General features: G+C 46.6%; 17 protein-coding genes. 4 read left to right on the plus strand and 13 right to left on the minus strand.

Annotated features, from left to right (window positions below):
* Positions 1-3: 3 nt before the first annotated feature.
* Together ACY2RR_RS21490 and ACY2RR_RS21495 are read left to right on the plus strand one after the other, a co-directional pair.
* Positions 4-4,797 (plus strand): pilus assembly protein, encoded by a 4,794-nt coding sequence (locus ACY2RR_RS21490; protein ID WP_490110244.1) that lies wholly within the window; start codon positions 4-6, stop codon positions 4,795-4,797.
* Between the two features lie 57 nt (positions 4,798-4,854).
* A complete protein-coding gene (locus tag ACY2RR_RS21495) occupies positions 4,855-5,271 on the plus strand; it encodes a type IV pilin protein (RefSeq protein ID WP_490110245.1) in 417 nt (138 codons plus the stop codon).
* A 43-nt stretch (positions 5,272-5,314) separates the two neighbouring features.
* Here ACY2RR_RS21495 and ACY2RR_RS21500 read toward each other — a convergent pair whose 3' ends face one another.
* The 10 genes from ACY2RR_RS21500 to lspA form a co-directional block, all read right to left on the minus strand.
* Positions 5,315-6,979 carry an EAL domain-containing protein gene (locus tag ACY2RR_RS21500; RefSeq protein ID WP_490110246.1) on the minus strand — a complete coding sequence of 555 codons (1,665 nt, stop codon included), beginning with the start codon at positions 6,977-6,979 and terminating at the stop codon, positions 5,315-5,317.
* 92 nt (positions 6,980-7,071) lie between these two features.
* Positions 7,072-7,536, minus strand: a complete 465-nt coding sequence (locus ACY2RR_RS21505; protein WP_490110247.1) for a type IV pilin protein — start codon at positions 7,534-7,536, stop codon at positions 7,072-7,074.
* A gap of 99 nt (positions 7,537-7,635) precedes the next feature.
* Complete coding sequence (locus ACY2RR_RS21510) at positions 7,636-7,941, minus strand: hypothetical protein (protein ID WP_490110248.1); 306 nt, start codon at positions 7,939-7,941, stop codon at positions 7,636-7,638.
* Positions 7,942-7,943: 2 nt separating this feature from the next.
* Positions 7,944-12,020: a PilC/PilY family type IV pilus protein gene (locus ACY2RR_RS21515; protein ID WP_490110249.1), complete on the minus strand. Its 4,077-nt coding sequence runs from the start codon at positions 12,018-12,020 to the stop codon at positions 7,944-7,946.
* 39 nt (positions 12,021-12,059) lie between these two features.
* Positions 12,060-12,623, minus strand: coding sequence for a pilus assembly PilX family protein (locus ACY2RR_RS21520; protein WP_490110250.1), 564 nt, complete (start codon positions 12,621-12,623; stop codon positions 12,060-12,062).
* Positions 12,613-13,740, minus strand: coding sequence for a PilW family protein (locus ACY2RR_RS21525; RefSeq protein ID WP_490110251.1), 1,128 nt, complete (start codon positions 13,738-13,740; stop codon positions 12,613-12,615). Before ACY2RR_RS21525 ends, ACY2RR_RS21520 begins: the two co-directional genes overlap by 11 nt.
* A gap of 24 nt (positions 13,741-13,764) precedes the next feature.
* The gene (gene pilV, locus ACY2RR_RS21530; RefSeq protein WP_490110252.1) at positions 13,765-14,346 is read right to left on the minus strand and encodes a type IV pilus modification protein PilV; all 582 of its coding nucleotides are present in this window, start codon (positions 14,344-14,346) and stop codon (positions 13,765-13,767) included.
* Entirely contained in the window at positions 14,336-14,950 is a 615-nt protein-coding gene (locus ACY2RR_RS21535) for a GspH/FimT family pseudopilin (RefSeq protein WP_490110253.1), read from the minus strand. Before ACY2RR_RS21535 ends, pilV begins: the two co-directional genes overlap by 11 nt.
* Positions 14,951-15,070: 120 nt before the next feature.
* Positions 15,071-15,514 carry an FKBP-type peptidyl-prolyl cis-trans isomerase gene (locus ACY2RR_RS21540; protein ID WP_490110254.1) on the minus strand — a complete coding sequence of 148 codons (444 nt, stop codon included), beginning with the start codon at positions 15,512-15,514 and terminating at the stop codon, positions 15,071-15,073.
* Between the two features lie 17 nt (positions 15,515-15,531).
* On the minus strand, positions 15,532-16,032 hold the full coding sequence (gene lspA / locus ACY2RR_RS21545; protein ID WP_490110255.1) for a signal peptidase II: 501 nt from the start codon (positions 16,030-16,032) through the stop codon (positions 15,532-15,534).
* 122 nt (positions 16,033-16,154) lie between these two features.
* On the opposite strand from lspA, the gene ACY2RR_RS21550 reads away from it, so the two are divergent.
* Positions 16,155-19,910 carry a hypothetical protein gene (locus ACY2RR_RS21550; RefSeq protein ID WP_490110256.1) on the plus strand — a complete coding sequence of 1,252 codons (3,756 nt, stop codon included), beginning with the start codon at positions 16,155-16,157 and terminating at the stop codon, positions 19,908-19,910.
* An 83-nt stretch (positions 19,911-19,993) separates the two neighbouring features.
* Here the strand turns inward: ACY2RR_RS21550 and ileS are convergent, their stop codons facing one another.
* Both ileS and ribF read right to left on the minus strand, forming a co-directional pair.
* A complete protein-coding gene (ileS, locus tag ACY2RR_RS21555; protein ID WP_490110257.1) occupies positions 19,994-22,816 on the minus strand; it encodes an isoleucine--tRNA ligase in 2,823 nt (940 codons plus the stop codon).
* A 138-nt stretch (positions 22,817-22,954) separates the two neighbouring features.
* On the minus strand, positions 22,955-23,896 hold the full coding sequence (gene ribF, locus ACY2RR_RS21560) for a bifunctional riboflavin kinase/FAD synthetase (protein ID WP_490110258.1): 942 nt from the start codon (positions 23,894-23,896) through the stop codon (positions 22,955-22,957).
* A gap of 249 nt (positions 23,897-24,145) precedes the next feature.
* Here ribF and ACY2RR_RS21565 point away from each other — a divergent pair, with 249 nt between their 5' ends.
* Entirely contained in the window at positions 24,146-25,354 is a 1,209-nt protein-coding gene (locus ACY2RR_RS21565) for a calpain family cysteine peptidase (protein WP_490110259.1), read from the plus strand.
* A gap of 33 nt (positions 25,355-25,387) precedes the next feature.
* On the opposite strand, the gene murJ is transcribed toward ACY2RR_RS21565, so the two are convergent.
* Positions 25,388-26,959, minus strand: coding sequence for a murein biosynthesis integral membrane protein MurJ (murJ, locus tag ACY2RR_RS21570; protein WP_490110260.1), 1,572 nt, complete (start codon positions 26,957-26,959; stop codon positions 25,388-25,390).
* Positions 26,960-26,975 lie beyond the last annotated feature (16 nt).

Raw genomic sequence — 26,975 nt, forward strand, 5'->3', positions numbered from 1 at the left:
AAAATGAATAAAAAAATTAATGCCTTGCTCGCCTCGGTTGTCTTGAGCAGTAGCACTTTTCACTCAGCAATTGCAGATGATACCGAAATCTTTTTTGGTGGCTTGCAATCTGGCTCTGTCATCCCCCCAAACATTTTATTTGTTATGGATAATTCCGGCTCCATGCAATGGGATATTTGCGACGACTATGACTACGAGTGTAAAAATGATCCACAGACGAAAGACAAGTCTAGAATCGAGGTCTTGAGGACCTCTTTTGAAAACTTGATGAACAGCACTACCGGAATCGCAATGAACGTAGGTCTAACGCGATTTCATGATAACAATAGTTACAACGATAACAATGGTGTTTACTACCCTGTAACCAATGTTGACGATCCGATCGGAAATAATCCAATTATCTACTTAACACCTGAACAAGGTGTAAGCGATGGTGACCAATATAGTAAGACCGATGAAGTTACGACTGATAGAGAAACCATTAGAATTGGTACCGTTACTGAAGGTGGAACACCGACAGAATACACTATTTCAGACCTTTTGCTTCCTAGAGGTACCCACAATCACTCTACAGAGAGAAGCAACGGAAGCATATCAAAAAACGGTTATTTGAACTTTGATAACAACACAACTAACGCATACCACTTTGAAAACTTCTCGATTCCTTCTGGTGCCACAATCCTTGAAGCCAGGCTTGTTGTTCAATCTTACACGCCTCAAAACTGGTCGGGAAAGAATGATTCTGTCGTTATAAGTGCCGACCGAAGCATCAATAATCCTTTAGGCAATAATTCAGGGAACATTTCTTCAAGAACCCAAATAGAACAGTCATCCCGTGTTAACTGGACACTTGGGAGCTTACCTGTTGGCGGAGGATGGTACAGCTCGCCGGATATATCATCAGTTATTCAAGACGTTGTTGATAATAACTCAGTTAGTGGAATAGATAACTTAACGCTTATTTTCAACCCGGTTCATAACCCAAACAACCTTGAAACTTACTATGACAATCAGGCAGGAAGAGAGCCTAAACTAACCATACGCTATCAAGTCAGCCAGCAGAGCATCATCACTCCTGGCTCTGGAGATGGTACGATGTATACCTATAGTGGAGGCTTTCACTTCACAAACATTGAGGTTCCTCAAGGCTCCAGCATCACTAGCGCATCATTACGCTTTACATCCTCATCTAACTATGACTCAGAACCTCTGTTTACTGTTGCTGCTGAGGATGCAGATAACGCACAACCCTTTAACAATGACGACGACAACATTAATAGCCGCTCTTTAACCTCTAATACAACAAGTTGGCAATTATCCCCCTGGCAGCGATCAACGAATACTGGCGATATCATCAGACATGAAGTTGATATCACCTCAAGTGTTCAGGAAGTTATTGATAGAAGTGGCTGGTGTGGCGGAAACTCTATGGCTTTTGTTCTTACACCTGATGAAAATACACCAGGATACCGAGAAATAGCCAGTGATGAATCTAGCGATGTTGCACCAGAGCTCGTTATCGATTTTGCGGATTCAAACGTACCTAGTTGTAATAATAAAACCATCAAAAGAGTAGTAACGGGTCAATCCAATGATGCTCAAAGGAGTCGTAGCGGTAACCAGTACTTTACAGACTTAAGTTCACAAAACTTAGCTCTTGCTGATCGAGAAATTGGAGTTCGTTATGAATATTTTCCAATAAAAAGAGGGGCTCAGATATCCGAGGCCTATCTTGAATTTACTGCCAGCTCGAGCAGTGCTCACAACATTACAGTGGAAATTGTCGGCAACGACATTGCGAGAGCAGCAGAATTTAACGAGAACCAGAACTCAATCACCGGCAGAGATAAATCAGCAGCAAAGGTTAACTGGGTAATTAATGAAGACTGGAATAATGGCTTGTCGTACCGAAGCCCAGATATCAGCTCAATACTCGAAGAGATTCTTGCCAGAGGCGACTGGAATGCCGGCAACCCGTTAGCTCTAATGATATCCAGAACTTCAGGCAGTCGAGCGTATGATCGGAGAGTTTACTCATGGGATGGAGGATCGGCTTTAGCTCCTAGATTGGTTATTAAAGTACCTGAAGAGTATATAGATGGTAACACTGGCCCCAAGGTTCGTGATGAGTTAATCAGTTATACCAATGCTTTGTTTCCAAAGTATGGAACGCCTGCGATAAAGGCGCTTCTACAAGCGCAATCTTACTACTCTGGCTCTAATACTCCCATAACCAACACCTGCCAAAGCAATCATATTGTTTTCTTATCAGATGGTGAGCCAAATGGACTGAATGGGTGGGATGATAATGTTAGAAGTTTAACCGGTGGAGATTGTCAGTATGTCGATGACCGAACAGATTATCTGGACGATGACGCCCAATGTGGCAAAACCCTTACCGACTGGATGAGAACGACTGACATGCTACCGGGGCTGGATGGCGATAACACCATCACAACGCATACAATAAGCTTTGCGGCTAATGAGGAAGCGAGTAACTTTCTGCAGCAGATAGCCAGCCCTGTAGACGATACCGGAAAGACAAGCTCATATACTGCAAATAATGCAACAGAACTGACAAAAGCATTTAGTTCAATTTTGCAGTCCATACTGGCAACAGAGTCATCATTTGTTAGCCCTAGTATCTCTGTAAACCAATACAAAAGTTATCAGCATAATAACGAACTTTACTACGCACTGTTTACACCATCCAAGACCGTTAACTGGGATGGGAACATCAAAAAGTATCAAATCGGTAAAGAAGACAAAACAGTAAATGGCAAAACTGTTGCCAGATTCTATATTGCCGACACTTTTGGAACAGAGGCCGTTGATCCTGATACTGGAGGCTTTAAGCAGGGTACAAGAAGCATCTGGTCTCCCAGCGATGATGGAAAAAATACTGCTCAAGGAGGAGCCGCATCGCAGCTACCAGACCCTGATAATCGTAAGATATACACAGATATTGATATAGATGATGGTTTATCAATAACTAGCAACGAGGTGAAAGAAAGCAATAGTAAAATCACTAGCACCCTTCTTGGAGTATCCAGTAGTGAACGAAGCGATGTCATCCAGTGGGCAAGAGGTATTGATCCAGAAGACGGCTCAGAACGCCAGCAAATTGGAGACCCTCTCCACTCAGAACCAGCCCTCATAAGCTATGGGTGTACTCAGTACGACGACCCCAATGATAAAAAGAAAGGCTGTGCTGATTCCGCATCTGAAGATATCAGTCTGTTTTTTGGAACCAACCAAGGGTTCTTGCATGCAGTAAGTGGTAAAAATGGTCGTGAACATTTTGCTTATATCCCCAAGGAGTTCCTTGGAAATCTGAAAGTTTACCGTGCGAACCCAGATATCAGTGGAACACTTGTAAAGAAGCCATACGGTATTGATGGTTCTCCAGTCGCATGGCGGATAGATAAAAATAGGGACGGTTTTATTGATAAAGCTGCTGGCGACAGGGTGTATCTATACACAGGTATGCGAAGAGGTGGCAATTTCTATACAGCCTTGGATATAACTGACAGAGATAACCCTAAACTACTCTGGAAAAAAGGCGCTGTTGATACTGGTTTTGAGGAGTTGGGGCAGACATGGTCCACACCAATTTTAACGCGCATAGTCGTTAACCAAACTGGAAACCCAAATGATCAAGTGGCCCAAAAGGTTCTGATTTTCGGCGGTGGATACGATACGACTAACGATATCAGTGGCTCCGCCAGAGATAGCGATACGATAGGTAATGCTATTTTCATAGTCGATGCTTTAACGGGTGAACTTCTGTGGAAAGCAACAAATAATCCTGATGCCATAGCAGGCACCTATGGAAAGCTTGTAGTTGAGAAAATGAAATACAGCATTCCTGGTGATTTGAGTGTTATAGATTTGAACTTTGATGGGGTGGCAGATCAGATTGTTTTTGCAGATATGGGAGGACAAGTTTGGAGGCTATTTGCAGATCATTCTGAAAGTACAAAGTCCAAGAACAATCTGGTAATAACTCCTCTAGGTAAAAATGCAAACAAAGCGGACGGGGTTGTAGCTGATTTAAGCATTGACTCTGAGGCTGCTGATAACAGGCGCTTCTTTATGAAGCCAGTGACAGGTATAACCTATGCAGGTAACAGAGAGATGTTTACAATTTCCATTGGATCAGGTTATAGAGCACACCCTCTTGATAAAACAGTAACAGATAGGCTTTATGTTCTTAAGTCAGCGGCTATCTATAATAACAACCCAGATGCAAAAACCCTGTCAGAAAATGATCTTTATGATGCTTCAGAAAATAAAGTTCAACTCGGAACAGATGAAGAAAAAGAGGCAGCCAAGCTTAACCTAGCTCTAGCTTACGTTGACTCTAATGGTAAACAAAAAACTGACCCGGATGGGGTATCTTCCTTCAAACAAGATGGTGGATGGTACATAACCATGCCTGAGGATGGTGAGAAGGTATTATCGGATATATCGCTAATTAATGGTAATATCAGCTATGTCAGCTACGAACCAGCAACCTTGGCAAACAGCTGTGATCCTGTTGTTGGTATCAATCGCTTCTATCGCGTATCAGCCTCTGATGGTTCAGCACCAGATGGCGAACGTTATACCATAGTGAAAAACACAGGTATTATATCTGCAACAAAGCTTATAACTGTAAATACAGGCGAGCTTGCAAATAACCCTGACAGTAACGGTGTAAGAACAACTCTCGAAAGCACTGGCCTTGGGCTTGATGAGTTAGCAGACGAAGGCTCCGTTACAGGCATTGGCTGGATTGATGCTTTGATTCAGTAAACATGAAAATAAGGGGCAACTTTATGTTGCCCCCGTTTCCATAAAGGGCATAAAGCTGTGCATATAAAAAAAATCAGGGCTGTGAAACAAAAAGCCTTCACATTGATTGAGCTTATGATCGTAGTAGCTATTATTGCGATTCTGGCAGCCGTAGTTTATCCGTCCTATCAAACATATATAATCAGAAATGCTTGTCAGGATGCCAGAGGCACATTAATGGGAGCTGTAAGTACTTTAGAAAGATATCGAGTTACAAACAGGGGTTACAATGGAGCCGTAGCTGGAGTTAATTTTCCTATACGTAGTCCTGTTGATGGGGGCGTACAGAATTACACCATTGGTTTTCAGGGAGCTGTAACACCATCAACATATACGCTTGTAGCAACACCTGTTAACCCAATCTTTCCACAGATAACACTGACACAATCAGGAGTAGGAAATGTAGCCGGCCAAATTGGCTTTGTATGTCCGTAATATAAGAGTTTTAGTTGTTGGCCACATATCATTTCTCATTCATTTATTCATCCGCGCTGAAGTCATAGTCCATATCAGGCTTTGGCTTTTGCAGGAAATAACCCTGCACATATGCAGCACCGGTTCTCCAAACCTTGGTCATCACATTCGGGTTCTCTATCTGAGGCACAATGGTTTTTCTTCCCAGCTCCTGTAGCTTCTCGATCAATTCCTGAACCGGTTTCTCCTGCTCGGCGTCTCCGGCCAGTTCCTCGGTCAATTTACCATCCAGTTTGACGTAATCTGTTTCCAGCTCCTCCGCTATGCGCATTGGATTCATAGTGGTACCAAAGTGGCTGATACTGGTTCTACAGCCAATCTTCTTGAAGCCCTGCAGCATTTTCAGCGCCTGATCTTTAAATCGAGCAATGTTTTCTTCGCCCAGCTGGAATATCAGAGAACTTGGCGCCACACCCGCCTTCTTCAGCAACAGGAACAGCCAGGGCAAGAACTTGTTATCCTGGATGGTTGCACCACTCAAATGGATAAACAGGTGAGAGCCACCACCGTTTTTCTTGTGCTCAATCAAGCGCTTGATACTGTGCAGGATTACCCACTTATCAATTTTCTCTGCCAATGGCGTACGGTCAATCGGCCCCATAAATTTACCGGCAGATACATTCTTGCCCTGAGGATCAATAATCCGTAGCAATACGTCGTAATGCTCCTCCGGGTCGCCACTCAAGCTGGCAACCGGCTGGAAGTACAATTGAAAACTGTTGTTATCAAGGGCATGCTGCACAAGGGCATGAGAATCCCCTTCCGTAGCCTGCTTCTCAATAACAACCGCTTGAGAGAACACCTTAAATTTATTCGCGCCCATAGCTTCAACCTCCTGTAAAAGTTCTTTTGCACGAGTATCCAATTCTTCGTAATCTGCGAATGGGCAATCCAGCGGCACCACAGCCATGCTGATTCCCACCTGCAAACTGTGATGATCAATATCAATAAATAACTGATCCATTTCACGAGTAATGTCGTGTGCTATTTCTTCCGGAGACTTTTCTCCAACTTCTGTCATTGCGTAAACAAACTTTTCATTTATGATTTCTAACAGAGAGTCGTTACCAAGGTGAGATTGGATGACATCAGTTACGGATTTGAGGACAACGGAAGATTTTTCTTTTCCTACCCTGCTGATTAAACCAACCCAGTCTTGTATTTCGATCATGAAGAAAGTTTTTCCTGATCGGCTCTCCACTGGAGTACTAAGCAGTTGCGCCAGAGTTTCTTGTACACTGTCGCTTGCTTTTTCTTCTTCTGAGAAAATACTTGTTGACATATGAGAAGTTCGACTAAGCTCTCTCATAGTGACAAGAGCAATGTGATCCTTGTTGCCATGGGGAACAACATCACAGGCACCAGCTTTCAGCCATTTAACGACAGTGGCAGATGAATACTCAGATGAAACAATAAATAAAGGCGTCTGGGGCTGGATGTTTTTTTGATGAATCAAAGACTTATCGGGAGCGATAATTGGATCTGATAAGTCGTAAGCAACAATAAGATCAAACGTTGTTTCGTTCAGAAGTGATTTATATTGGTCGAGACTAGTCGGGTAGGAGAACTCAAAGTCCCCACCTGACTCTTCTAAGGTACTCGACCAAACCGCACAATCATCTTCAGTGCCATTCAATACGAGTACTTTCCAGACTCGACTATCAGACATCTATACAACTACTTCCTGATAAAAAGGCGCAGATATACACTCTTGAGTTTAGTTTGGAGAGGGGGTGTCAGGCAGGTGGGTAAATAGCGCTGTTACCAGCAGTCTTTGGGATTATCACGAGCTCCGGTCGAGCCCTTGACACCGCGACTGTCAAAATAAATACATGTACAGTCACTGTCGCTTTCTTGAGATTTACCCGTAACAGGCATAGCGAAGATTGTGTAAGAGTTGGTTGCTGTCGTATCACTGACGGCCAGAGCACAATTTGACCCACTCCAGATACCAGTGACAGCAGACAGTGTATAAAGACCTTCCTGGGATTCACTTCCCCCAAGAGAGTCCATATTCGCAGTATATTGACTATGCACGGCATAAACCCTTTCTTCGGCCATGGCTACCTTCTGAATAGCGACATGGGCGTCGGAGCGGCTGGCCCTGATAATGTAATCACGGTAAGAGGGATATGCGAACGACATAAGGATACTGACGATCGCAAGAACTATAAGAAGCTCAAAGAGGGTAAATCCATTTGGCTTTACTGCTTTTACTACTGCCATGATTTTGTACTTCTACTGCTGAATGATCCATTTCAAACGGCTGTAATCAAATCTCCTTTGACAGGTTCCTTACTGATTAACACGAGCTTTGGGTACGTATTAATGCATTACAGCCTTACGTAATAAGGAGTATGGCCCATGAATAACAATACGAGACACCTTTTTACCGTCTAAAGAGTGAAGAGAAAGAGTCAATCCTGGCAAAAGAAAGTAATGATTTGACTTCAAGTAAGGTGACTCAATTCTGACGTTTTCAGTCATTGGATACTCTTTCCCTGAGCTGCCAATTATCAGAGAGCGAGTATTATCATTAATTCCTTTTAATACGCCTTTCGTCAATTGTTTTTCCTCTGCATAACCAGACAGGGAAAAGCACATCATTAATACAGATAGAATCCATTTCATATTTAATCTCCTCTCAGCTCTCTCCATGACTGCCTTCCGAGACTATTACCGCCTGGGTTCTCATCAATCTTCTCAACAGAACCATCGGAGCCACTCAGATATTTGCACTCCATCCCCTTACCACAGGTAATAATAGCGGGAGTCTGAACAATCCCATCGTTGTGTATTCCCGAGGGAGACTGACAATTACCATCCGGGCAAAAATTCACTAGGGTTTCGGTTGTCCAGTTTGAATAGTTCAAATCATCGCTATCAAACTCAGCATCCTGATTGATATCAAACGGAGGCTCGAACAGATAACTACCATCAGTGGCATTCAGTTCCATCAGCCAGCTTGTACCGCCTCGCTCACAGGCATCACCGGATGGCAGCAATGTTGTAAATACAACACGACCATTTCTCAGAACAGAATTTGTTACCTGCCGTTCACCACGATTATTACCAGAAAGTTCCAGGTTCAATACCCAGCCACGGTGAGTGGGACCAGAACCACAATTACTCCAGCAAATTTCATTATTGGAAGTCGCCCTGAACCTTATTCCATCATCACTGCTGTTATTAACGCCGTCACCATTGGTGTCGTTAGGATAAAAATCCTGTTCTGCCAGAATCGTTTGAACCAGCAAGTTTGACATTGTTATGGAAGAGGAGAAGTTATTATCCGCTCGGTTGTCGTCCCAGATTCCGAAAAAGCCTTGGGTTGGCTCCCCTAAAACCTGGTTGTCATCAACTTCCATATACTGACCAGAACCCACATAGAGAATGAATCCTGTTTCGGTAGGATGACGCCCTACTTCTGGTGCTGTTGTTATTGGTTTACCAGTACCTGCAGCAAACAGAGGGAGAGGATTGCCACTTGAACTATAAGCAACACGCCAGTCTGCAGAGTTTGATGAGCGCAGATCAAACTTCCATAAGTTACCTTTCAGGTCCCCGGCATAAATAAAATCAACATCACCATCTTGATCCGTATCCACTGCTGTTGGGCTGGAAAGGCCATTAGAGCCATTAGCTCCGGTATCGATTTTTCCGCCAGAAGCGAGAGGCTGCCCTGTAGCGGCATCAAGGATAAACAACACAGCTTTGCCATTATTACTGTCATAACCGTTGGCAGTAATTACAGCCCACTGTCCAGTAGCGAGTTTTACAACGAGAGGTTTACCAAAGCTGTATCCCATATCGGAATCAGTCTCAGAGTTAAACTCCCACTGCACGATATTTGAAGCCTGACTCTCTGAAAAACTGTTCGGGTCAGTTACATTCAGGGCAAATATCCCACGACCACCTGTTCGTAAGCTTCCAATTAACAATGTTTTCCAGCTGCAACTTGGTGTACCGGTACAGGCATCCCCAACAGTAATAGAGCCATCAACATAAAACTTGTGGGGATAGTCCGGATCGGCCAAGTGGTGAAGTTGTGTACCCAGGGCATAGGGAACAAATGCCAAACGTTCATTACCTGTCTCAGCATCAAAGCCGTGTAACATGCCATCGTTAGCACCGGCATAAACCATTGCTGGGCGGTTACGATACGCGTCTCTGAACGCCTGATAACCTGAGTCGCTATAAGTGGCACCCGGTGCACCGACATAGGTGGGATCAGAATGCACAATATCGCCCAGCTTGGAGGTTTTCTCCCGGAAGCCATAATGGGTTGTTGTACCCACATAACATTCTTTTACAAAAGTCTGGGCAGGGTCACCGAATACACTGTTACTGCAGGCCACCGGACCTGTAACAACCTTTGTTGTCCATGAGTTATTAATGCCATAACGAACTGTTCGGGTTCCTGAAAAGTTACAGGTTTCGTATTCATTGGCACACTTTGCCCATGTCACCTGAGGGTTTCCACCACCAGCATTAGATGTGTCTCCTCGCAGGAAATCAGTGAAAGCAACTGCATAATCATCCACCGAACCATTAATACCCAATGCAGTCATTCCTTCGCCTAGGCGGGCTATATAGTCATTGGATAAAAGATTGGGAGTGCTATGACGGAATGGAGCCCCAACGAACCGGCCTAAACTGTTTTTATCAGCGGTCAGTACAACCCGGCTGGCATAGTGTTTAGCATCCAGTAACGCACCAGCCTGCCAATTCGGTGTTGGGCTGACAGTACCATCACTTCCCAAAGGTAGCGCCCAGACATCGCCGTTCCAGGTTCCACTATTAAAGCGTGCCTGGTAGACCGTACTGTTGCTACGAAGGCTGCCGGAGTTTGTAGCAACTGAAGCCGATGACCCTATACGCTGCGCAACTTCCGCAAGAGCAGCTGAGAGCCCATCAACAACCTGGCCGGGAGTTTTTGCCGATGTATAAAGGCCTTTACTGTTGAAAGCCGCATGCCACATATCATCGATCTTTCCTGGCCCGGACCAGTCATAAGGGTTACCCCAGTCAGAACTTTCAGTCAGGTCTACACCATTCCTATCTGGCCATCCACTGCCGTCACCATCCGTTAACGCACCTTCCACACCAAAAGCCACAGTAAAGGTAGACATATGCTGATGCTGGGCACTGTCTGCAGGGGCAATAGGAACATTATCAACAAGGTCAGGACGGAGATCTTCTTTGTAATAATAATGAGCGACATCTGCGACAGTTTCAGAGTATGGATCGCCATCGGAGTTTCCGATTGCGCCATTGGAAAAAGATCCACCCCAATAACCATCAGTGAACAGTATCGAGAAGTTCTGCTGACAGCTCTCCGTGATAGGAGCATTTGCGCCGGTGGTTTTAAAATAGTTTCCCACACGGTCAAGGCCAGCCCTTAAAGGCGTACCACCACTTCCCCGATACGAGGAAAACATCTCATCCAGCAGGTTGGCATTGTGGGTGTCCAGATCATCATTATTGGCCGGTGCATTAAACACCATACTGGAGCGGTTGATATAACCCAGCGAGTAACGGTAATTCGGTGTCGTTGTAATTAACGAGCTTACGGAAGAAGCAGCGGAGAACAAACGCTTGCGATAGTACTGATACCAGTTAGCGTAATTCTGTTTAATAGCACTCACTTCTGATGAGTTTGTGATATCAGAAAGGCGCACCGAACGCCGAACAACATTATCTCCCAATGAATCATTTTCAAGGGTGAATGTCACACTCCATCGGGCAATAGATGAGCCATTAATCTGGTAAAGAGTGTGATTATCCCAAGCATCTATGAACTCGTTAGGTGTTGATGAATAGTTCGCATCAGCCTGAACAGGCTTATCTCCGGCAAAACCAGCCGAATTGTTGGCCACAGCATAGAAGGAACCCGTTAGATCACGGGTAGTTCCATAACTCCCATTCGATGGATGTGGGTGTAAACGGCCTGCAGTGAAAGATGCATCCGAGTAACCATCCCATGGAGCGTAATTCTCGGATGGATCAAAATAGAGAACATTTAATGCATTGGCAAAAATTCTCCAGTCACCCTGCTCTTCATCAAAAAAGTTAACGTCTGAAGTGTTGTAGTTGGAATAGCTGCCAAACATGTAAAAGGCGTAGATGCCATTGTGAGGGTAAAATAGCCCCCCGTTATCAAATTCATTATTTACACAGCTACTGTTAGAAGCTGGTGGGTTGGTTTCAAATATTTTCAGGGAAGATACACGATTATCCCAACCACTGGGCATTCTTACCCGGTCATTGGTCACATCAATATGTACACCAGGAAAGTTAGGGTCAACATCACCGTGTTCAACCATTCTAACGGCATAACCTGACCTTACGCGAACGGATGACCAGGTATCATTACGTGAATACCCAATCCAGTCAGTAGGCCCGTTATAACAGGTCTTTGTTCCACCGTAGTTCTCATCAGAATAGAAACAGACCTTGTCATCCCCTGAGTTACCAGTCACTTCTGCTGATTCATTCATAGTGGGAACTATGGCTGGAAGAAATGAGCAATATCGATAATGATTGTTGCTCAGAATTTCCCAGTCCATAGAACCAGAGTCATCCAACATCAACGACACATTGGGCAGAGAACCTGTTGCCAGAAACAAAGGCTTTTCAGAAAAATTAAGCGCAGTTGTTTTTGTTCCCACAAATGCTAATGATAAAGCTGCAAGCACCGACAGACGCATATCCGTATCCTCCCTGTCGTTTCTTTATTGTTATGGCAATCAGTTATGCCGTGCGGCGTAGATACTCTGTAAAACTACGATTGAACGGCTCTTTCTATAGTTCTCACCATTCCCTTCACTGAGATACTTCGAATAACCAGCATCAGCTCCCCGAGCGGTAATACGGTAATACTGAATTCCTGTAGGGTTCTCCGCCCCTACAGACAAGCTGTCTGAAATGAATCGCCACCGCTGAACAACAATCTTTACCAGATAGTCATCGTCGTAGAAATCTTTGCTGCCCCAGTAACTACTATCGTGATAATCAATTGAGCCCGTTGTTACATCGATGTTCGAACTGGCCAACAGTGCATCAATTTCTGCATCACTGGTGGCTGTCTGTAGAATTTCCTCTGCCAGCCTGAGCCCCGTTTCTGCCGTTTGAAAAGCATGATTCTGATCCTGAAAACCTTTACTCAAATGCATATCCAGCATTGAAGTTCTCATGCTATCTGTCCCCATCAGGGTTAACAGTGTCAGCAAAACCATGGCAACAATTAGTGCTGCGCCTTTCTGGTGAGATGGGCTTTGATATCCTTTCATCGCACTACCCTCACGGATCATCAGCTTCACCTGTCAATATCAACCCCAGCGACCGGTTCCTGAGTGTTACGGTTGTCGTATATTCCCTGCGAATCCTTTTATCCTGTGAGCTTGCAGGGGAATAAGTTCTTCCAAAGAAATAAAATTCCATACCATCAGGCACTGCATCCTCGATCTCAGTCTCCACCAGCATATAAATACGCACACTGATCACATTGGCCCAGTCACTGACTTCATTCGCATCAACATAACGATCTGCTGAAAGTTCTGTATCTGTATTCTCACCAAACTGAAGCTGAAAATTCAAAACCCCGGGTAACACTTCTACGGCGTTTTTATATGTGCCATCCGCATTCACTTCTTTCTTATAAAGGGATGGACGATCGCGATCCGAAGGAATCGTGAGGTAATACATAATTCCCTGAATCATAACGGCCTGAGGCTGGCTCATGGATGTCAGCTGCGAGGCATGGCTATTCGTGTTAGTGGGATCAAGGCCAACCAGACCAGTAGAGCCGAAGGAATCCGCCTTCACAAGGATATTTCTGGAACAATCACTGACTAACAGCAATCTCTCAGGATCCGCTTCGCTGCTGTCGGGGAAGCCCTCCATAGTGGAAGGAACCGCATTAAGTTGTTTCAGAGAGTCTGTTATTGTGGCTCCGGAAATATCCATAACAAAAGGCTGCGCAACCCAGAGTTCCAGCACATCACTTCTCTGGAGCATATCAATGTTCGTACCTTTACTACCGGGAGTATTAGGCTGCCAGTTCCCGGTAGTAAATGCAGACTGCTGAATGGAATGAACATCTAAGTCATCACCATACTCCGTATTACTGAAGGCCCATCCTCTGATACCCAGCTCTGGCTGAACCCATCCCGACGAAATATCCACGGCCCTGATAATGTCCTGCCCACCACTGGATACACAGCCTTTATAGCCAGCCAAGCGAATATCATCGGCCACAATTTCCAGTGCCAGCCGGCCACGTTCCTCAATACGGGACAACCCTTCTCTGGCCTTAAAACTGATCCGGCTGTTGAGCATAATAGAGAGGGCACCATAGAGAAGCAGGGTTCCAATCAAGCTGGAAACCATGACCTCAACCATGAGGGAACCGCGCTGAAATCCTTTCATAACACGCTCCTTTTATCCCCGCCCCTACGGCTCGAAAACCATCATGAAGTGGCCATCAGACTTTTCAGGGTTTGATGTCAGAATCACTACCCCATCACGCTTTGGATCCATATCCCAGACGATGTGAATAACATAAGTATCTCCCTGGCCATCACAGGAGCTGGGAATCACAGTAAATGGATCGCCATAATAATCTTCTGGATCCTGGCTGGGAGTACTGTCCTGGCAAACATAAGCGTTTCCTTTAGGCAGAACTCTTTCAACGGTATCTCGCCACTCGGTAATATCGTGCCCGGCCATTTCAATAGGCGTACAGCCATTCGCAGTGCAATCGGAATCTATAGAAAGGCTCAGCCCTTCAGCTGGGCTTTTCAGGTCATAGGCACCCGCTTCCGCTGCTTCCATATTGGCCCGGACTCGGTCCGAGAACCCCTGAGCCAAAGACAAAGCTTTATGGTAATAATGACTGGTCTGCTGGGTTTTCATGGCGACAGCCTGCATACCGGCAACACCAAGCAACCCTACAGACAAAACAAAGAGTGTCACCAGGTTCTCAACCAGGTTAAAACCGCGCTCTCTATCAGCTCTTATGCTCTTAAATCGCATTGCAGTCCTCCTGAGCTTCATCCCGGTCAGACATACGGACTCGCCCGTGATGAACAACCGTTAGCCCGGCAAAATCCACATCATCGTATTCATCTTTCAAACAGATCAGTACCGTAATAGTCGATGGAGAACTCCCTCCTTTCGAGGTAAAACTGACGTTATCCAGCTGACCACCACCACTGTTGGTGATAGTCATGTCCAGAGTGTCATCAACTTCGTCGTAAACCTTGAGAATTTGGTCGCCTTCGCTCTCATCAATGGAGGATGGTGAGTTGCCACGATCCACAAATAACAACCAGCCCTGTTTCCACACTCGCTCCTCTTCATCATCAGAGCCTATAGCACCGGCGTGACACATTTCGGTATTGGCTTGTCGTGGGCAAAGAACCACATCAGAACGACGAACAATGGCTTCGGCCCGGGCATAAGAGACAGCACCACGAAAGTTTCGGAAGGCTGATTCAGCTTCCAGACGGTTGGTCATCCCAACCATGGAGGGAACACCTGCAGTAATAAGGATGCCAAATAAAGCAATCGCCCAGAGTAACTCCGGAAGAGTGAGACCAATCTGGTTTATTTTGGCAGGCCCATTGAAAACAGGCATGGGCACCTCCCTGTACCTTCTACGCCGTTATTGACAGCCTAGGCAGGGAAAATGAAACAATCAGAGCTAGAGAGGCTCAGGCCGATAAGCGGCCTGAGGGAGGGGATAAGTGGCTAAAAATCAGTCTACAGAGATAATTTCCACATCAAAAATCAAGGTCTTACCGGCCAGAGGGTGGTTGAAGTCCACAGTCACAGTTTGCTCATCAAATTCCTTTACCACACCAGGCAATTCACTGCCTGCCTGATCGGCAAACGAGATCACCAGTCCTTCTTCTAAATCCATATCAGGAGCAAACCGGCTACGTCCTATTGTCTGGAGATTACTGGGGTTGTGCTGCCCAAAGGCATCTTCAGGCTCAATCGTGAAGGTCTCACTGGAACCAGCTTCCAGGTCCAAAATGCATTTCTCAAAACCTGCCGGCAAATTTCCATCACCAATCACAAGGGTGGCGGGTTCCCGGTCAAAGGTGCTGTCGACTACATCGTTATTTTCCAGCTTCAGGGAAAAATTAAGGGTCACTTTGCTTCCTGCCTGTATGCCCTGCTCCGCTGTTATCGTCATTATTGCATTATCCTGTTTTACTGCTGTTTCTTGGCTTCAGGGTTGATAATCATATCGAGAATCATTAATCCGGCACCAGTGGTAATGCCAATATCCGCCAGGTTAAAGGCTGGGAAAAACCACTCCTGCTTGTAATGCACCAGAATAAAGTCAACCACATGTCCTAAAAAAGCCCGGTCAATAAGGTTCCCTATGGCCCCACCAAGAATAAGAGTCAAAGCCACAGCCTGCAGCTTCTGCTTTTCTTCAAGTCTGGCAAGCCAAATGGTTAGAACCGAACTCACTCCGACAGCCACAGCAATAAAGAACCAACGCTGCCAACCACCAGCTGAACTTAAAAAGCTGAATGCTGCACCTTTGTTATAGGCCAGAGTGAAACTGAAGAAATCAGGGATAACAACAACCTGCTGATACATAAAGAAATTATTATCAAACCAGCCTTTAAGAAGCTGGTCTGCAACAATAATCAGCAGGCAGACAAATAAAGAGGTAGCAAAAAGCCGCTTACTGCGAACCATGCATTAGTTCCAATCAAGATTTTAATGGCCTGTATTTTAACCACCACCCGCTCCACAGCACCAACCCTTTTAGAATCCTGATCCATAATAAATAAATTAATACGCTGGGAAGCACATTTGCCATGGCTGGTCCAACTCGCTCAGTTTCTCAATCCCCGCGCCGCTTTTCGCGGACCTCAACCCTGCGCCGTGGTTCCATAACCGAAGGAGAACAGCGCCCACCAAGTGCTAAAAGAAGCCCCAGCCGCCGCTGGTCTCATGCAGAAGCACCGGTGCAGAGCCACTTTGCCAAACACCCCATGGTTTTCCGTTTACAGCTGCAACAGGCTATCAGCAGCAGAGTTGTGACCAGACTCAGAGAAATGCCAAAAAGAACCAGTTTTCTTACGGCCTTGAGGGAACGAGAGCAAAGCGATCATGCCAGCGAGAGTGAAACTCTGGAAATTGCCAAAAAGCATGCCGTTATTCTTAACGAATTATCTGACGAAACAACCAGTGACGATGAGTTCCAATATGTTCTGGAATCTCTGCTCCATGGCAACAGCCTCAATCCAGAAACAAAGAAAGAACTGAAAGCTCTGCTGAGAGCTCTGGCTGACGAAACACCAGAAGCAACAGCTACTCAGGAAGGAGTTGCTGAGTTCAGCAGCCTGATGAAGGAATACACACCGCGGGCTTTGGCAATCTTTCTCAGCACAGGTTTTGGAAGTTATGTGCTGGAATGTTTTAAAGCAGGAGAGCCTCTATCCAGCGAAGACAGGACCAAAATGGGCAAGGGTCTACTGCAGATTCAAGCTCGACTCAATGCCAGAGCCTCCCATTTGCCGGATGGCCCTTTAATAGAATATGCCAACCTGTTTATGGGAGAGGACATTGACCTCTCTGATCCCGAATACACCGTTCCTATAGTCATGAGCACCCTTGAAAATATCCGGGAACAGCACGAAGAATCTTTTCAGGAGGCCGCAGAATTTAAAGAAGACATGGCCTCTGACGATTTGGAACAGCATTTACCTATAGCACTGACAAAAATCGATGAACTCAGGATGCAAGATCTGGAACGAATCCGAGATAATGCTCCTGGCCAGACCCATCCGATAGTCAACGTAGCACGCCATATAGACAGCCACCCTGAACTCAGGGTTCTGTTAAAAGATGATCAGCTCTCACTTGCGGATTTAAAGGAGGTTGCCAAGCATTTAAAAAAACTGATGGTTAATGACCAAAAAGCTGTCGAAGGTTTAAAGGTTCTGGAAAGAAGGGTCATTGAGCTTCCCGAGGAAAAAGATGATCTTTCTGATGCCACGCTGGTTGAGCTCAGCAAAATACTGAAAGAAGCTGCCAAGTTAACGGATTCAAGGCTCAATAGCCAAACCCTTAACCTGCTAAGGGATCATATAGACTCACAAATTCTCAATCGCACCAAGGCCAGATTTGAAAAAGAACTCTATCGCCAGCTGCGATTCCTTGAGAAAGGCGGGAGTGAAAAGACCTTTACTGTTTCCATTGATATTGGAGGTGCCGCTTCCGTTGCGGGAATAAGTGCACTCTCGATAGGAGCAAAACTTGAATACACCTTCAAGGTCACCGGCAATGATGATACCAAGGTCAGGGAATTCCATATCGTTAAGCCCTCTCTCTCTCTGGCTGGAGGGGATGACAAGGTTATTTCAGCCGCTCTAGAAGCCGGAACGGCTCACTCCAAGGGGCGGGTATTTAAAAACCTTGAGGATTTCGTTCAGTTCCATAGTAATGATCTGGTTCCCATGCTTATGGGAACCCTTAGCCATGTTGCTGTGAACACCAAAGGCAGCGTTGATTCCCGAAGAGCACAAAACCTTCAGCGAAAAGTGACAGCAGATGGCCAGCTGCTTTCACAAAGACTGGCGGAGTTAGGAGTAATTCACCCAGGAGACCAGATCAGAGTCTCTCAGGAGGAACGTGTAAACTACGCCAACTTTAAACAACACGCTATTGCCACAAGTCTAAAAGTGAAAGCTCTGGCCGGTGTTATTGAAGGTGAAGTATCAGTACAGAACAAAGCAACAAACTTTAAAACAAAAACAAACCTGCTTTATATGCTGCGTAATAACCCAGATAAAGCATCGCCCCCAAAGAAACATAAAGGGTATATATCATTCTGGGTTCCGGCCTCCCCTCTTGAGGAACTCCGGTATCACGACCTGAAGCTGCGAAGCGGTATCCCACTCAAAACCCAACCCTCCAGCGAGTCTGACGATCAAGTGCAGTCCGCAGATGAGACTGCTACCCCAAGTGTTCAGGAAAGCCCACCAGAAGCTACTAACCAATTGCCAAATGTCCATGAGGGAATAAACACTCTTACCGATCAGGAACAGACTCTTTTCGCCAACTTCAAAGAAGAGGATGGCGTTATCAGTGTTCGAAAAAGCACGCAAGATGCTGCAAAGTGGATGAATGATCAGGCAGAAGCCTTAAAAGACCTTCGGGATAAAGAGCTGGAACTGAGCCAGAATCCAGATTCTGAAATCTCTTTCAGTGAACAAACCAGCTGCACAGAGCAGAGGCTGGCTATCCGGGAAGTATTAAAGAAAGCCATGGTCGACCAGTTCATTGAACGGGATATGTACTATTTCACGGTTAATGCGATGGAAGGCCGTGTCGGCGAAGAGTCTTCGCAAAAGCCTTTCCATACAGCTAAACACAGTATGCAAAAGGTTTATGGCGCCAAGGACAGAGGAGAGTTTATCGCCGCACACATCTACTCATTCTTTCATTTGCACCAACTCTATAAGGACACATTTCTGCCAGGGGAAACGCCAGAAGGCGACGACCCGGTATTCAACAAAGTTCTCCAGGACAATATCGAACCCTCACTTGATACCCCTCAACTGAGCCTGAAGGATGAAAAACATGTCCGTCAGAGCCTGACCGCTGCCTCTGTTGCCAGAAGCACAGAGAAGACGACCTCAATGAAGCTCAGTCTGGCTATACCCAATACCAATGTTGGGCTCTCTGCCGATATTAAGCACTCCATCATTGGTAAGCATGTTAACCCCGACAATGATGGTAACTATTTCACTTTTGGTCTGAATATCAATTCAGGTACAACACCAATGGCCGTGGCGATGAAAACCCTGCAAACCGCTATAGAAAAGGCCAAAGACAGAAAAAATTCAGAAGACAGCGACCTGCCAGAATTTGCCCTTGCAGCACTTTCTGAACTGGTTCCTCAAATGCCCAGTTTTTCTGTTGAGGCGGGTATGAGAATAGAGTGTCACCTGGTTAAACGTCTTAAAGGCTGGCGCCTGCAATTTACCCGACTACTGTCGAACGACAGTATAGGAATATCAGCACCAGACAACCTGAGCATTCCAACTGGTCCGATAGGCAGTGTAAAAATTGGAGCAGGTGCTTCAGTTTCCAGCGTTCATAACTGGTGGGAGCAGCCTGGAAATAACACCCTCACCTACATGTATGCCAAGTACAATGGTTGGAGAGGGGGGAAAATGCAAAAAATTCCCTCATGGTCTGCAAAACCTGAAGAGTTCGAAGGATTAACTGAAAAAGATGGTGGCAATCCATTTATCCGATATTCCACCCAGCATGAAAAAGCTGTCTCTAAACTTCTTGCAAATATGGGCAAAGACGGAACGAGTATAAATCAGGAGTTCTATGAGATGCTCGGCCAGATAGATGTATCAGTGCCTCCGGGTTACATAGGGTTTAAAGAGAAAATCGCACGCATGATTGATGAACATGCACGAAACCCATCAACAGATAATCTACCCAAACTTCTTCCGGAATTTGAACGTTTTATGGCACTGCAGCATGAGGTTTACCTCAAAGAAGCCCGAAGTCGTTACAAGCCACACTTCCGCAAGGGTGTCATTATTTAGACTGGCTTTGCACCAGTCGCCCCCATAAAAAATGCCGACACGTGAAAACGTGTCGGCATTTTTATTGAACAGAATTATTCTGTTTATGCGTAGTGGCGGGTTTCACCTTCACCTTCGACGTTAGTAACACAACGACCGCACAGGTCAGTGTACTTCTCGTTGGAACCAACATCTTCACGGTGATGCCAGCAGCGCTCACACTTTTCATGAGCAGACTTGCCAACAACAACCTTCAGACCAGCCACATCAGTTTCAACCGCGGCTTCAGGAGCATCTGCCAGAGAGGCCACATCAGCACGGGAAGTGATCAGAACAAAGCGCAGTTCATCACCCAGCTTTTTCAGCTGTGCTTTCAGTGCGTCTGAAACATACAGAGTCACATCTGCCTGCAGGCTGCCACCGATAGCACCACCATTACGGGCATCTTCCATGGCTTTGTTTACGGCGGTCTTCACCACCATTACCTGCTCCCAGTATTCACGGGACAGCTCGGTTTCACCCAGAGCTACAAGCCCGGTATACCATTCCTGAGTGTGGACAGTTTCACCACGGTCACCCGGCATAACCTGCCAGATTTCATCAGCGGTGTAGCTCAGTACAGGAGCAATCCAGCGTACAAAGGCTTCCATGATATGGAACATGGCTGTCTGACAGCTGCGACGAGCCAGGCTGTCAGTTTGAGTGGTGTACTGACGATCTTTGATGATGTCCAGATAGAAGCTACCCAGATCCAGCGCACAGAAGTGATGAACCTTCTGATAAACATTTACAAAGCTGTAAGAATCGTAGCTGGACAGAATTTCATCCTGCAATTTCAGAGCACGATCTACAGCCCAGCGATCCAGTGGCAGCATTTCGCTCCAGTCCACCGCATCAGTTTCAGGGTTGAAACCATTCAGGTTGGACAGCAGGAAACGGGCGGTATTACGAATACGACGGTAGCTGTCTGCTGCACGCTTGAGGATATCGTCAGAAACGGTCATCTCAGTGGTGTAGTCAGTAGAAGATACCCACAGACGCAGAATATCGGCGCCCAGACTGTTCACAACCTTCTGAGGAGGAACAACGTTACCCAGAGACTTGGACATCTTGCGACCCTTAGGGTCTACAGTGAAGCCGTGGGTCAGCAACGCCTTGTAAGGAGGTACGCCATTCATAGCGATGCCGGTCTTCAAAGAAGACTGGAACCAGCCACGGTGCTGGTCGGAACCTTCAAGATACAGGTCAGCAGGAGTTTGCAGTTCTTCGCGACGGTCACATACGGAGTGGTGAGTCACACCAGAATCGAACCATACGTCCAGAGTGTCCGTTACTTTCACATAGTTAGCGGCATCTTCAGCAGAGAGAATGTCTTCCGGGTTCAGGTCGAACCAGGCATCCATACCTTCTTTCTCTACCTGCAGAGCAACCTTTTCCACCAGCTCGGCAATCTGCGGATGCAACTCTTCGGTATCCTTGTGGATAAACAGAGTGATTGGCACACCCCAGGTACGCTGACGGGATACACACCAGTCAGGGCTTTGACCCAGCATGGATTCCATGCGGTTACGGCCCCAGTCAGGAGTGAACTTCACGCCTTCCAGAGAAGCCATAGCAGTATCCAGCAGACCTTCTTTGGTCATGCTGACAAACCACTGAGGAGTCGCACGGAAGATCAGCGGAGTCTTGGTACGCCAGCAGTGTGGATAGCTGTGTTCCAGCTTGGATTGAGCCAGCAGGCGGCCTTTCTCTTCCAGAACCGCAACAACTTTTGGATCAACCTTGTAAACATGCTCACCGGCAAACATCTCTACCTGTGGGCGGAAAGTGCCGTGATCATCCAGATAGTTCAGGGTGCCAATGTTGTATTTCTTGCCAACATTAAAGTCATCCACACCATGGTCAGGTGCGGTATGAACACAGCCAGTACCCGCATCGGTGGTTACGTGGTCGCCCAGAATGATTGGCAGCTCTTTGCTGTAGAACGGATGATGAACTTTCAGGTTTTCCAGCTTGGCACCAACAGTACGACCGAGGATTTTGTAATCTTCGCAACCGTAACGCTGCATAGCGCCTTCCAGCAGCTCTTCACCCAGAACCAGACGGGCAGGCTCGCCGCTGATTTCACACTGAACCAGTGCATAACCTAAATCAGCACCAACAGTGACCGCCTGAGAAGAAGGCAGAGTCCAGGGAGTGGTGGTCCAGATAACTGCTGCAACTTCACCTTCACCATCTTCATCACGGTCGAAGGCATTCAGTACTGCATCCTGATCAACGGCGGCATAACGCACATCAATCTGGAAAGAAGTCTTATCCTGATATTCCACTTCCGCTTCAGCCAGAGCGGAAGCACCAACAACACTCCAGTAAACAGGCTTGTAGCCTTTTACCAAGTGACCATTCTCAGCGATCTTGCCCAGAGAACGGATGATGTCAGCTTCGGTTTCGAAGTTCATAGTCAGGTAAGGATTGAACCAGTCACCCTGAATACCCAGACGGATAAAGTCCTTACGCTGGCCATCAACCTGAGTCGCTGCATATTCACGGCACTTCTGGCGGAAGGTTTTGTAATCAACCTTGTCACCAGCTTTACCAATCTTGGTTTCTACCTTGTGTTCAATAGGCAGACCGTGACAATCCCAGCCAGGAATATAGGGTGCGTCGAAGCCACTCATTGTTTTTGACTTAACAATGATGTCTTTCAGAATCTTGTTTACCGCATGACCAATGTGAATATCGCCATTAGCGTAAGGAGGGCCATCATGAAGAATAAACTTGTCACGACCGGCACGCGCTTCACGAATTTTTCCGTAGAGATCCATCTCCTGCCAGCGTTTGAGCATGTCAGGTTCACGTTTTGCCAGGTTACCGCGCATTGGGAACGCGGTTTCCGGCAGGTTTAGCGTAGGCTTGTAATCGCTCATCAGTCGTTTACCAGAAAATACAAATTCAGCTCAGGGCTGTTTACTCAGCTCAAGGCTGCTCAATCAGCGAATTGCTGCTTCACTTTGGTTGCGGCCAGAACCTTCGGCTCCCGAAGAACCTTCAGCACCTAAAAAGTTTTAAACCCCGGCCAGAATAACCCTTGCCCGGGCAATATCGTTCTCGATAGCCTGTTTCAGTTTATCGAGATGATCAAATTTTTGTTCGCCGCGAATTTTGTTAACAAATTCCACGGAAATCCTGCGGCCATACAGATCGCCATCATAATCCAGCAGATGGGTTTCCAGTCGCTCAACCTTACCGTTTACCGTGGGACGCATACCGATATTCGCGACACCACCATAAACTTTATCGAGCCCATGCACCCGAACAGCATATACGCCCTGTACCGGACAGTGACGCCGACCAATACGCAGGTTAGCTGTAGGGACGCCAAGCTGCCTGCCCAGCTTCTGCCCATGATTGACACGACCAGAAATCGAGAATGGTTTACCCAGTAGATTTTCAGCCTCGGCAAAATCACCATCGGATAACAATTGTCGAATACGAGTACTGCTGACGCGATCGCTATTTACAACCACAGTACGGGTATGGTCTACAGTGAAACCATAGCGCTCACCAGCAGCCTGCAAAGATTCAAAGTTACCTTTGCGATCACAGCCAAACCGGAAATCGTCCCCAACCACAAGATGATGTATGGCCAGCCCGTCAACAAGAACCTGACGAATAAATTCATCAGCGGTCAGGCTGCGCAATGCTTCGTTGAAAGGTAAGCACAACACCTGATCCACACCGGCTTGCTCCAGTGCTTCCAGTTTGTCACGGAAAGTCTGTATGCGGGCAGGCGGATTATCATCTGAACCGGAAATCCGGGAAAAGTATTCCCGGGGCAGAGGCTCAAACACCATAACACAGGTTGGCACGCCTTCCTTTCTGGCAAGTTCGCGCACCTGCGCAAGAATATCCTGATGACCCAGATGAACGCCATCGAAGTTACCAATGGTGGCAACACACCCACGGTGCTCTTCTGTGATGGCGCCGTGCCCTCGAATCAACTGCATCGACTCTCCATCGATTACTATCAGCTCGCAGAACGAAACGAAGGATTATATAAAGGAAAGCAAGTAAAAGTCATGGCTGGCGGCCGTCTTTAGGGGAAAAGCTCACTCGAGAGTCAGACCAAGGTCGAATAATCTTCCAGACGTATAGGAAGAACTCCTTCTTCAGAAAAATGTCTGAACAAGTAGCAGGCAAGGAAAATGTCGTTCTGACACGCCTAACAACACTCCACGGAATCACGGAGCCCCTCTATGAAGAATCTCCCCTCCCTGTTGGGGGCTATCCTGATGATGCTCTTCATCAGTACTCCAGCCTCTGCATTACAGGACACTGATGAGCATGAAGGAAAAACGTACAGAGGGCTGCTAACCCGGGAAATACCTGACAGCGCCGATTTCTTTATCGACCTTGATCAGGACGGAGATGGCTTTGTCACAAAAGATGAGCTGGAAGATAATCCTATTGCAAGCCAGGCCGGCATCTATACCCAGACTCTGTTATGGACCATGCTACAACGCTTTGACGCCGTAAGCCGTTTAAACCATGACACGTACTTTCATGAAAACTATGGGCTGACTCACCAGGATATCAAACTGTTTCTAAACCGAATCGACAGGCTCCAGTTTTCCGAATCTTTCATAAGAGGCTTCCAAGCGTATCAGGCTGGCCTGCATCCTCGCGGTATCCAATCCATCGATTCATCTTTAGTTTTTCAGGGTAAAATTGGCGACTGCGCGCTCATTTCTGCCATATCTTCTCTGGCTCACTCCCAACGGGGAAAGCAGGCCCTCTTTGAGATGATTAAGGATAATGGAGATGGTTCATTTACAGTGAACTTTCCATCACAAGCCCCTCTACTGGTCAGATCAAACATGACCCACATCATCGCCGGAGCTAAAGCCAGCGAACAAGGTGGCTCCTGGGTTAACGTTCTGGAGCAGGCCGTTCTTCTTCATGAGCAAAGAAGCGAAAAACCAGCCCCAAATGCGGCCGAAGCGCACATCAGTAAAAAGGACTCCTCTGGTCAATTCCAACTTTTCTTTGACGACCGGGATATCGACTATTACCTGACCGCCTATCATGCATCCAAGGCTATTAAGCTGCTGACAGGAAACTCTGCCAAAGGAATAGCTTTTGAGGCAAAAGAGTATCAATCCATTCGAGAGCAGGTTATTTCCGCCCAAAGAGGTAATAAAGTCATGGTCACCGTTTTATACGAACGACCTCCAGAAGCTTCCGTCCTTCCCCCTTTTAAAGACCTTGTGGATGGTCACGGATACAGTGTTCTGAACTTTGACGAGCAAAGCAATACGATCACCCTACGCTCTCCCCACGGAAAGGGAGAACCTGTAAATCCCCACCGGCCAGGCGAAGTTATGGATTTAAAGAATGATGGAATTTTCTCAATGGACTTTGGTGTCTATATCGAAGTATTCGATGGAATGATTATTGAGGAGTAGAGATTCAGCCCCCTTCGAAGGGGGCTGAAAAAGCTATCTAGCCATCAAGTCTCGCGGGCGCAACCCAGAAGCAATCAACGTCACCCCATAGGCACCAAGACCCGCAGTGACTAGAACAACCAGGTTTTCAATACGCTCCAAAAGCGTCCAATCGAGCCATACATCTGGTGAATTGACTAACCAGATCAACACTGCCGCCATAGCAGTATTTGCTATCACCAGGCGGAACGCATAAAGTCCCCAACCTTTCTGTATTTTGAACACACCTGTACGCACCAGCCCCCAAAGTAACATACCAGCGTTCAAGGCGGCCGACAGTGATGTTGCTAGTGCCAAACCTGCATGCTGAAGCGACCAGACCAGCGCCAGATTAAACGCCATATTCGAAACCATGGCATACACAGCAATCTTTACCGGGGTTTTGGTATCCTGACGGGCAAAATATCCCGGAGCTAAAACCTTGATCAGCATAAAAAACAGCATCCCTCCGGCATAAGCTCGCAGACTCATGGCCGCCATTAATACATCCCGATCTTCCATACGTCCGTGATAGAACAAAGTGGCAATCAATGGTTCTGCCAGAAGGAACAGCGCGATACCTGCAGGAATGCCAATCAGCAGAACCAGACGAACTGCCCAATCCAGAGTTGCAGAAAATGCCTTCGGGTCATCACAAGCATGCTGACGGGAAAGGCTTGGCAGAATCACCGTAGCGATAGCGATACCAAAAATACCCAGTGGCAGTTCCATTAAACGGTCGGAATAATAAAGCCAGGAAATACTGCCAGTTTGCAGGAACGATGCCAGCACTGTATCCAGTAACAAGTTAATCTGAGCCACAGATACACCAAACATGGCTGGAGCCATAAGTTTCAGAATCCGGCGAACACCTTCATCTTTCCAACCCCAAAGAGGTTTGGGCAACAACTGAATTTGTTTTAGAAATGGAATCTGCAGCAGCAGCTGGGAAATACCGGCAATGACTACGCCCCAGGCTAAAGCCATAACAGGTTGTTCAAAATAAGGGGTAAGCAAAACCGTTGAACCAATCAGACTCAGGTTCAATAGTACTGGCGTAAAGGCAGGAACCGCAAACTTTCCATAACTGTTAAGAATGGAGCCTGCAAAAGCGGTCAGGGAAATCAGCAGAAGATAAGGAAAGGTGATGCGCAGCATATCCCCGGCAAGGGCAAGCTTTTCCGTTTCAGCATGAAACCCTGGAGCAAACACGAGGATCAGTAAAGGTGCTGCCAGCATCGCCAGAGCTGTAACAAGGGCGAGTGTTGCTCCCAGCGTTCCCGCAACCCTGTTCACTAACTCCTGAACAGCTTCTTTTGGCCGCTTGGTGCGATATTCCGAAAGAACCGGAACAAAAGCCTGAGAAAACGCCCCCTCAGCAAAAAGACGGCGCAGAAAGTTCGGAATTTTAAAGGCAACAAAAAATGCATCAGCCTCAGCCTGAGAGCCGAAATACACCGCAATCACTACATCCCGCGCCAAACCAAGCACACGGGACAGCATGGTCATCACTCCTACAACCAGTGATGAACGTAACAGGCCACCGCCTGCCTTATTTTCAGCAGCATCCTGCTTTTCAGACGTCATAAATTCCAGAAAATGA

It is taken from the genome of Parendozoicomonas sp. 2304DJ65-17 (assembly GCF_058148445.1).

Excerpts from the sequence above, each read along its gene's own strand:
- ACY2RR_RS21490 (WP_490110244.1), top strand. The coding sequence starts at position 4 with ATGAATAAAAAAATTAATGCCTTGCTCGCCTCGGTTGTCTTGAGCAGT.
- ACY2RR_RS21500 (WP_490110246.1), bottom strand. The coding sequence starts at position 6,979 with ATGTCTGATAGTCGAGTCTGGAAAGTACTCGTATTGAATGGCACTGAA.
- ACY2RR_RS21505 (WP_490110247.1), bottom strand. The coding sequence starts at position 7,536 with ATGGCAGTAGTAAAAGCAGTAAAGCCAAATGGATTTACCCTCTTTGAG.
- ACY2RR_RS21510 (WP_490110248.1), bottom strand. The coding sequence starts at position 7,941 with ATGAAATGGATTCTATCTGTATTAATGATGTGCTTTTCCCTGTCTGGT.
- ACY2RR_RS21515 (WP_490110249.1), bottom strand. The coding sequence starts at position 12,020 with ATGCGTCTGTCGGTGCTTGCAGCTTTATCATTAGCATTTGTGGGAACA.
- ACY2RR_RS21520 (WP_490110250.1), bottom strand. The coding sequence starts at position 12,623 with ATGATCCGTGAGGGTAGTGCGATGAAAGGATATCAAAGCCCATCTCAC.
- ACY2RR_RS21525 (WP_490110251.1), bottom strand. The coding sequence starts at position 13,740 with ATGAAAGGATTTCAGCGCGGTTCCCTCATGGTTGAGGTCATGGTTTCC.
- pilV (WP_490110252.1), bottom strand. The coding sequence starts at position 14,346 with ATGCGATTTAAGAGCATAAGAGCTGATAGAGAGCGCGGTTTTAACCTG.
- ACY2RR_RS21535 (WP_490110253.1), bottom strand. The coding sequence starts at position 14,950 with ATGCCTGTTTTCAATGGGCCTGCCAAAATAAACCAGATTGGTCTCACT.
- ACY2RR_RS21540 (WP_490110254.1), bottom strand. The coding sequence starts at position 15,514 with ATGACGATAACAGCGGAGCAGGGCATACAGGCAGGAAGCAAAGTGACC.
- lspA (WP_490110255.1), bottom strand. The coding sequence starts at position 16,032 with ATGGTTCGCAGTAAGCGGCTTTTTGCTACCTCTTTATTTGTCTGCCTG.
- ACY2RR_RS21550 (WP_490110256.1), top strand. The coding sequence starts at position 16,155 with ATGGCTGGTCCAACTCGCTCAGTTTCTCAATCCCCGCGCCGCTTTTCG.
- ileS (WP_490110257.1), bottom strand. The coding sequence starts at position 22,816 with ATGAGCGATTACAAGCCTACGCTAAACCTGCCGGAAACCGCGTTCCCA.
- ribF (WP_490110258.1), bottom strand. The coding sequence starts at position 23,896 with ATGCAGTTGATTCGAGGGCACGGCGCCATCACAGAAGAGCACCGTGGG.
- ACY2RR_RS21565 (WP_490110259.1), top strand. The coding sequence starts at position 24,146 with ATGAAGAATCTCCCCTCCCTGTTGGGGGCTATCCTGATGATGCTCTTC.
- murJ (WP_490110260.1), bottom strand. The coding sequence starts at position 26,959 with ATGACGTCTGAAAAGCAGGATGCTGCTGAAAATAAGGCAGGCGGTGGC.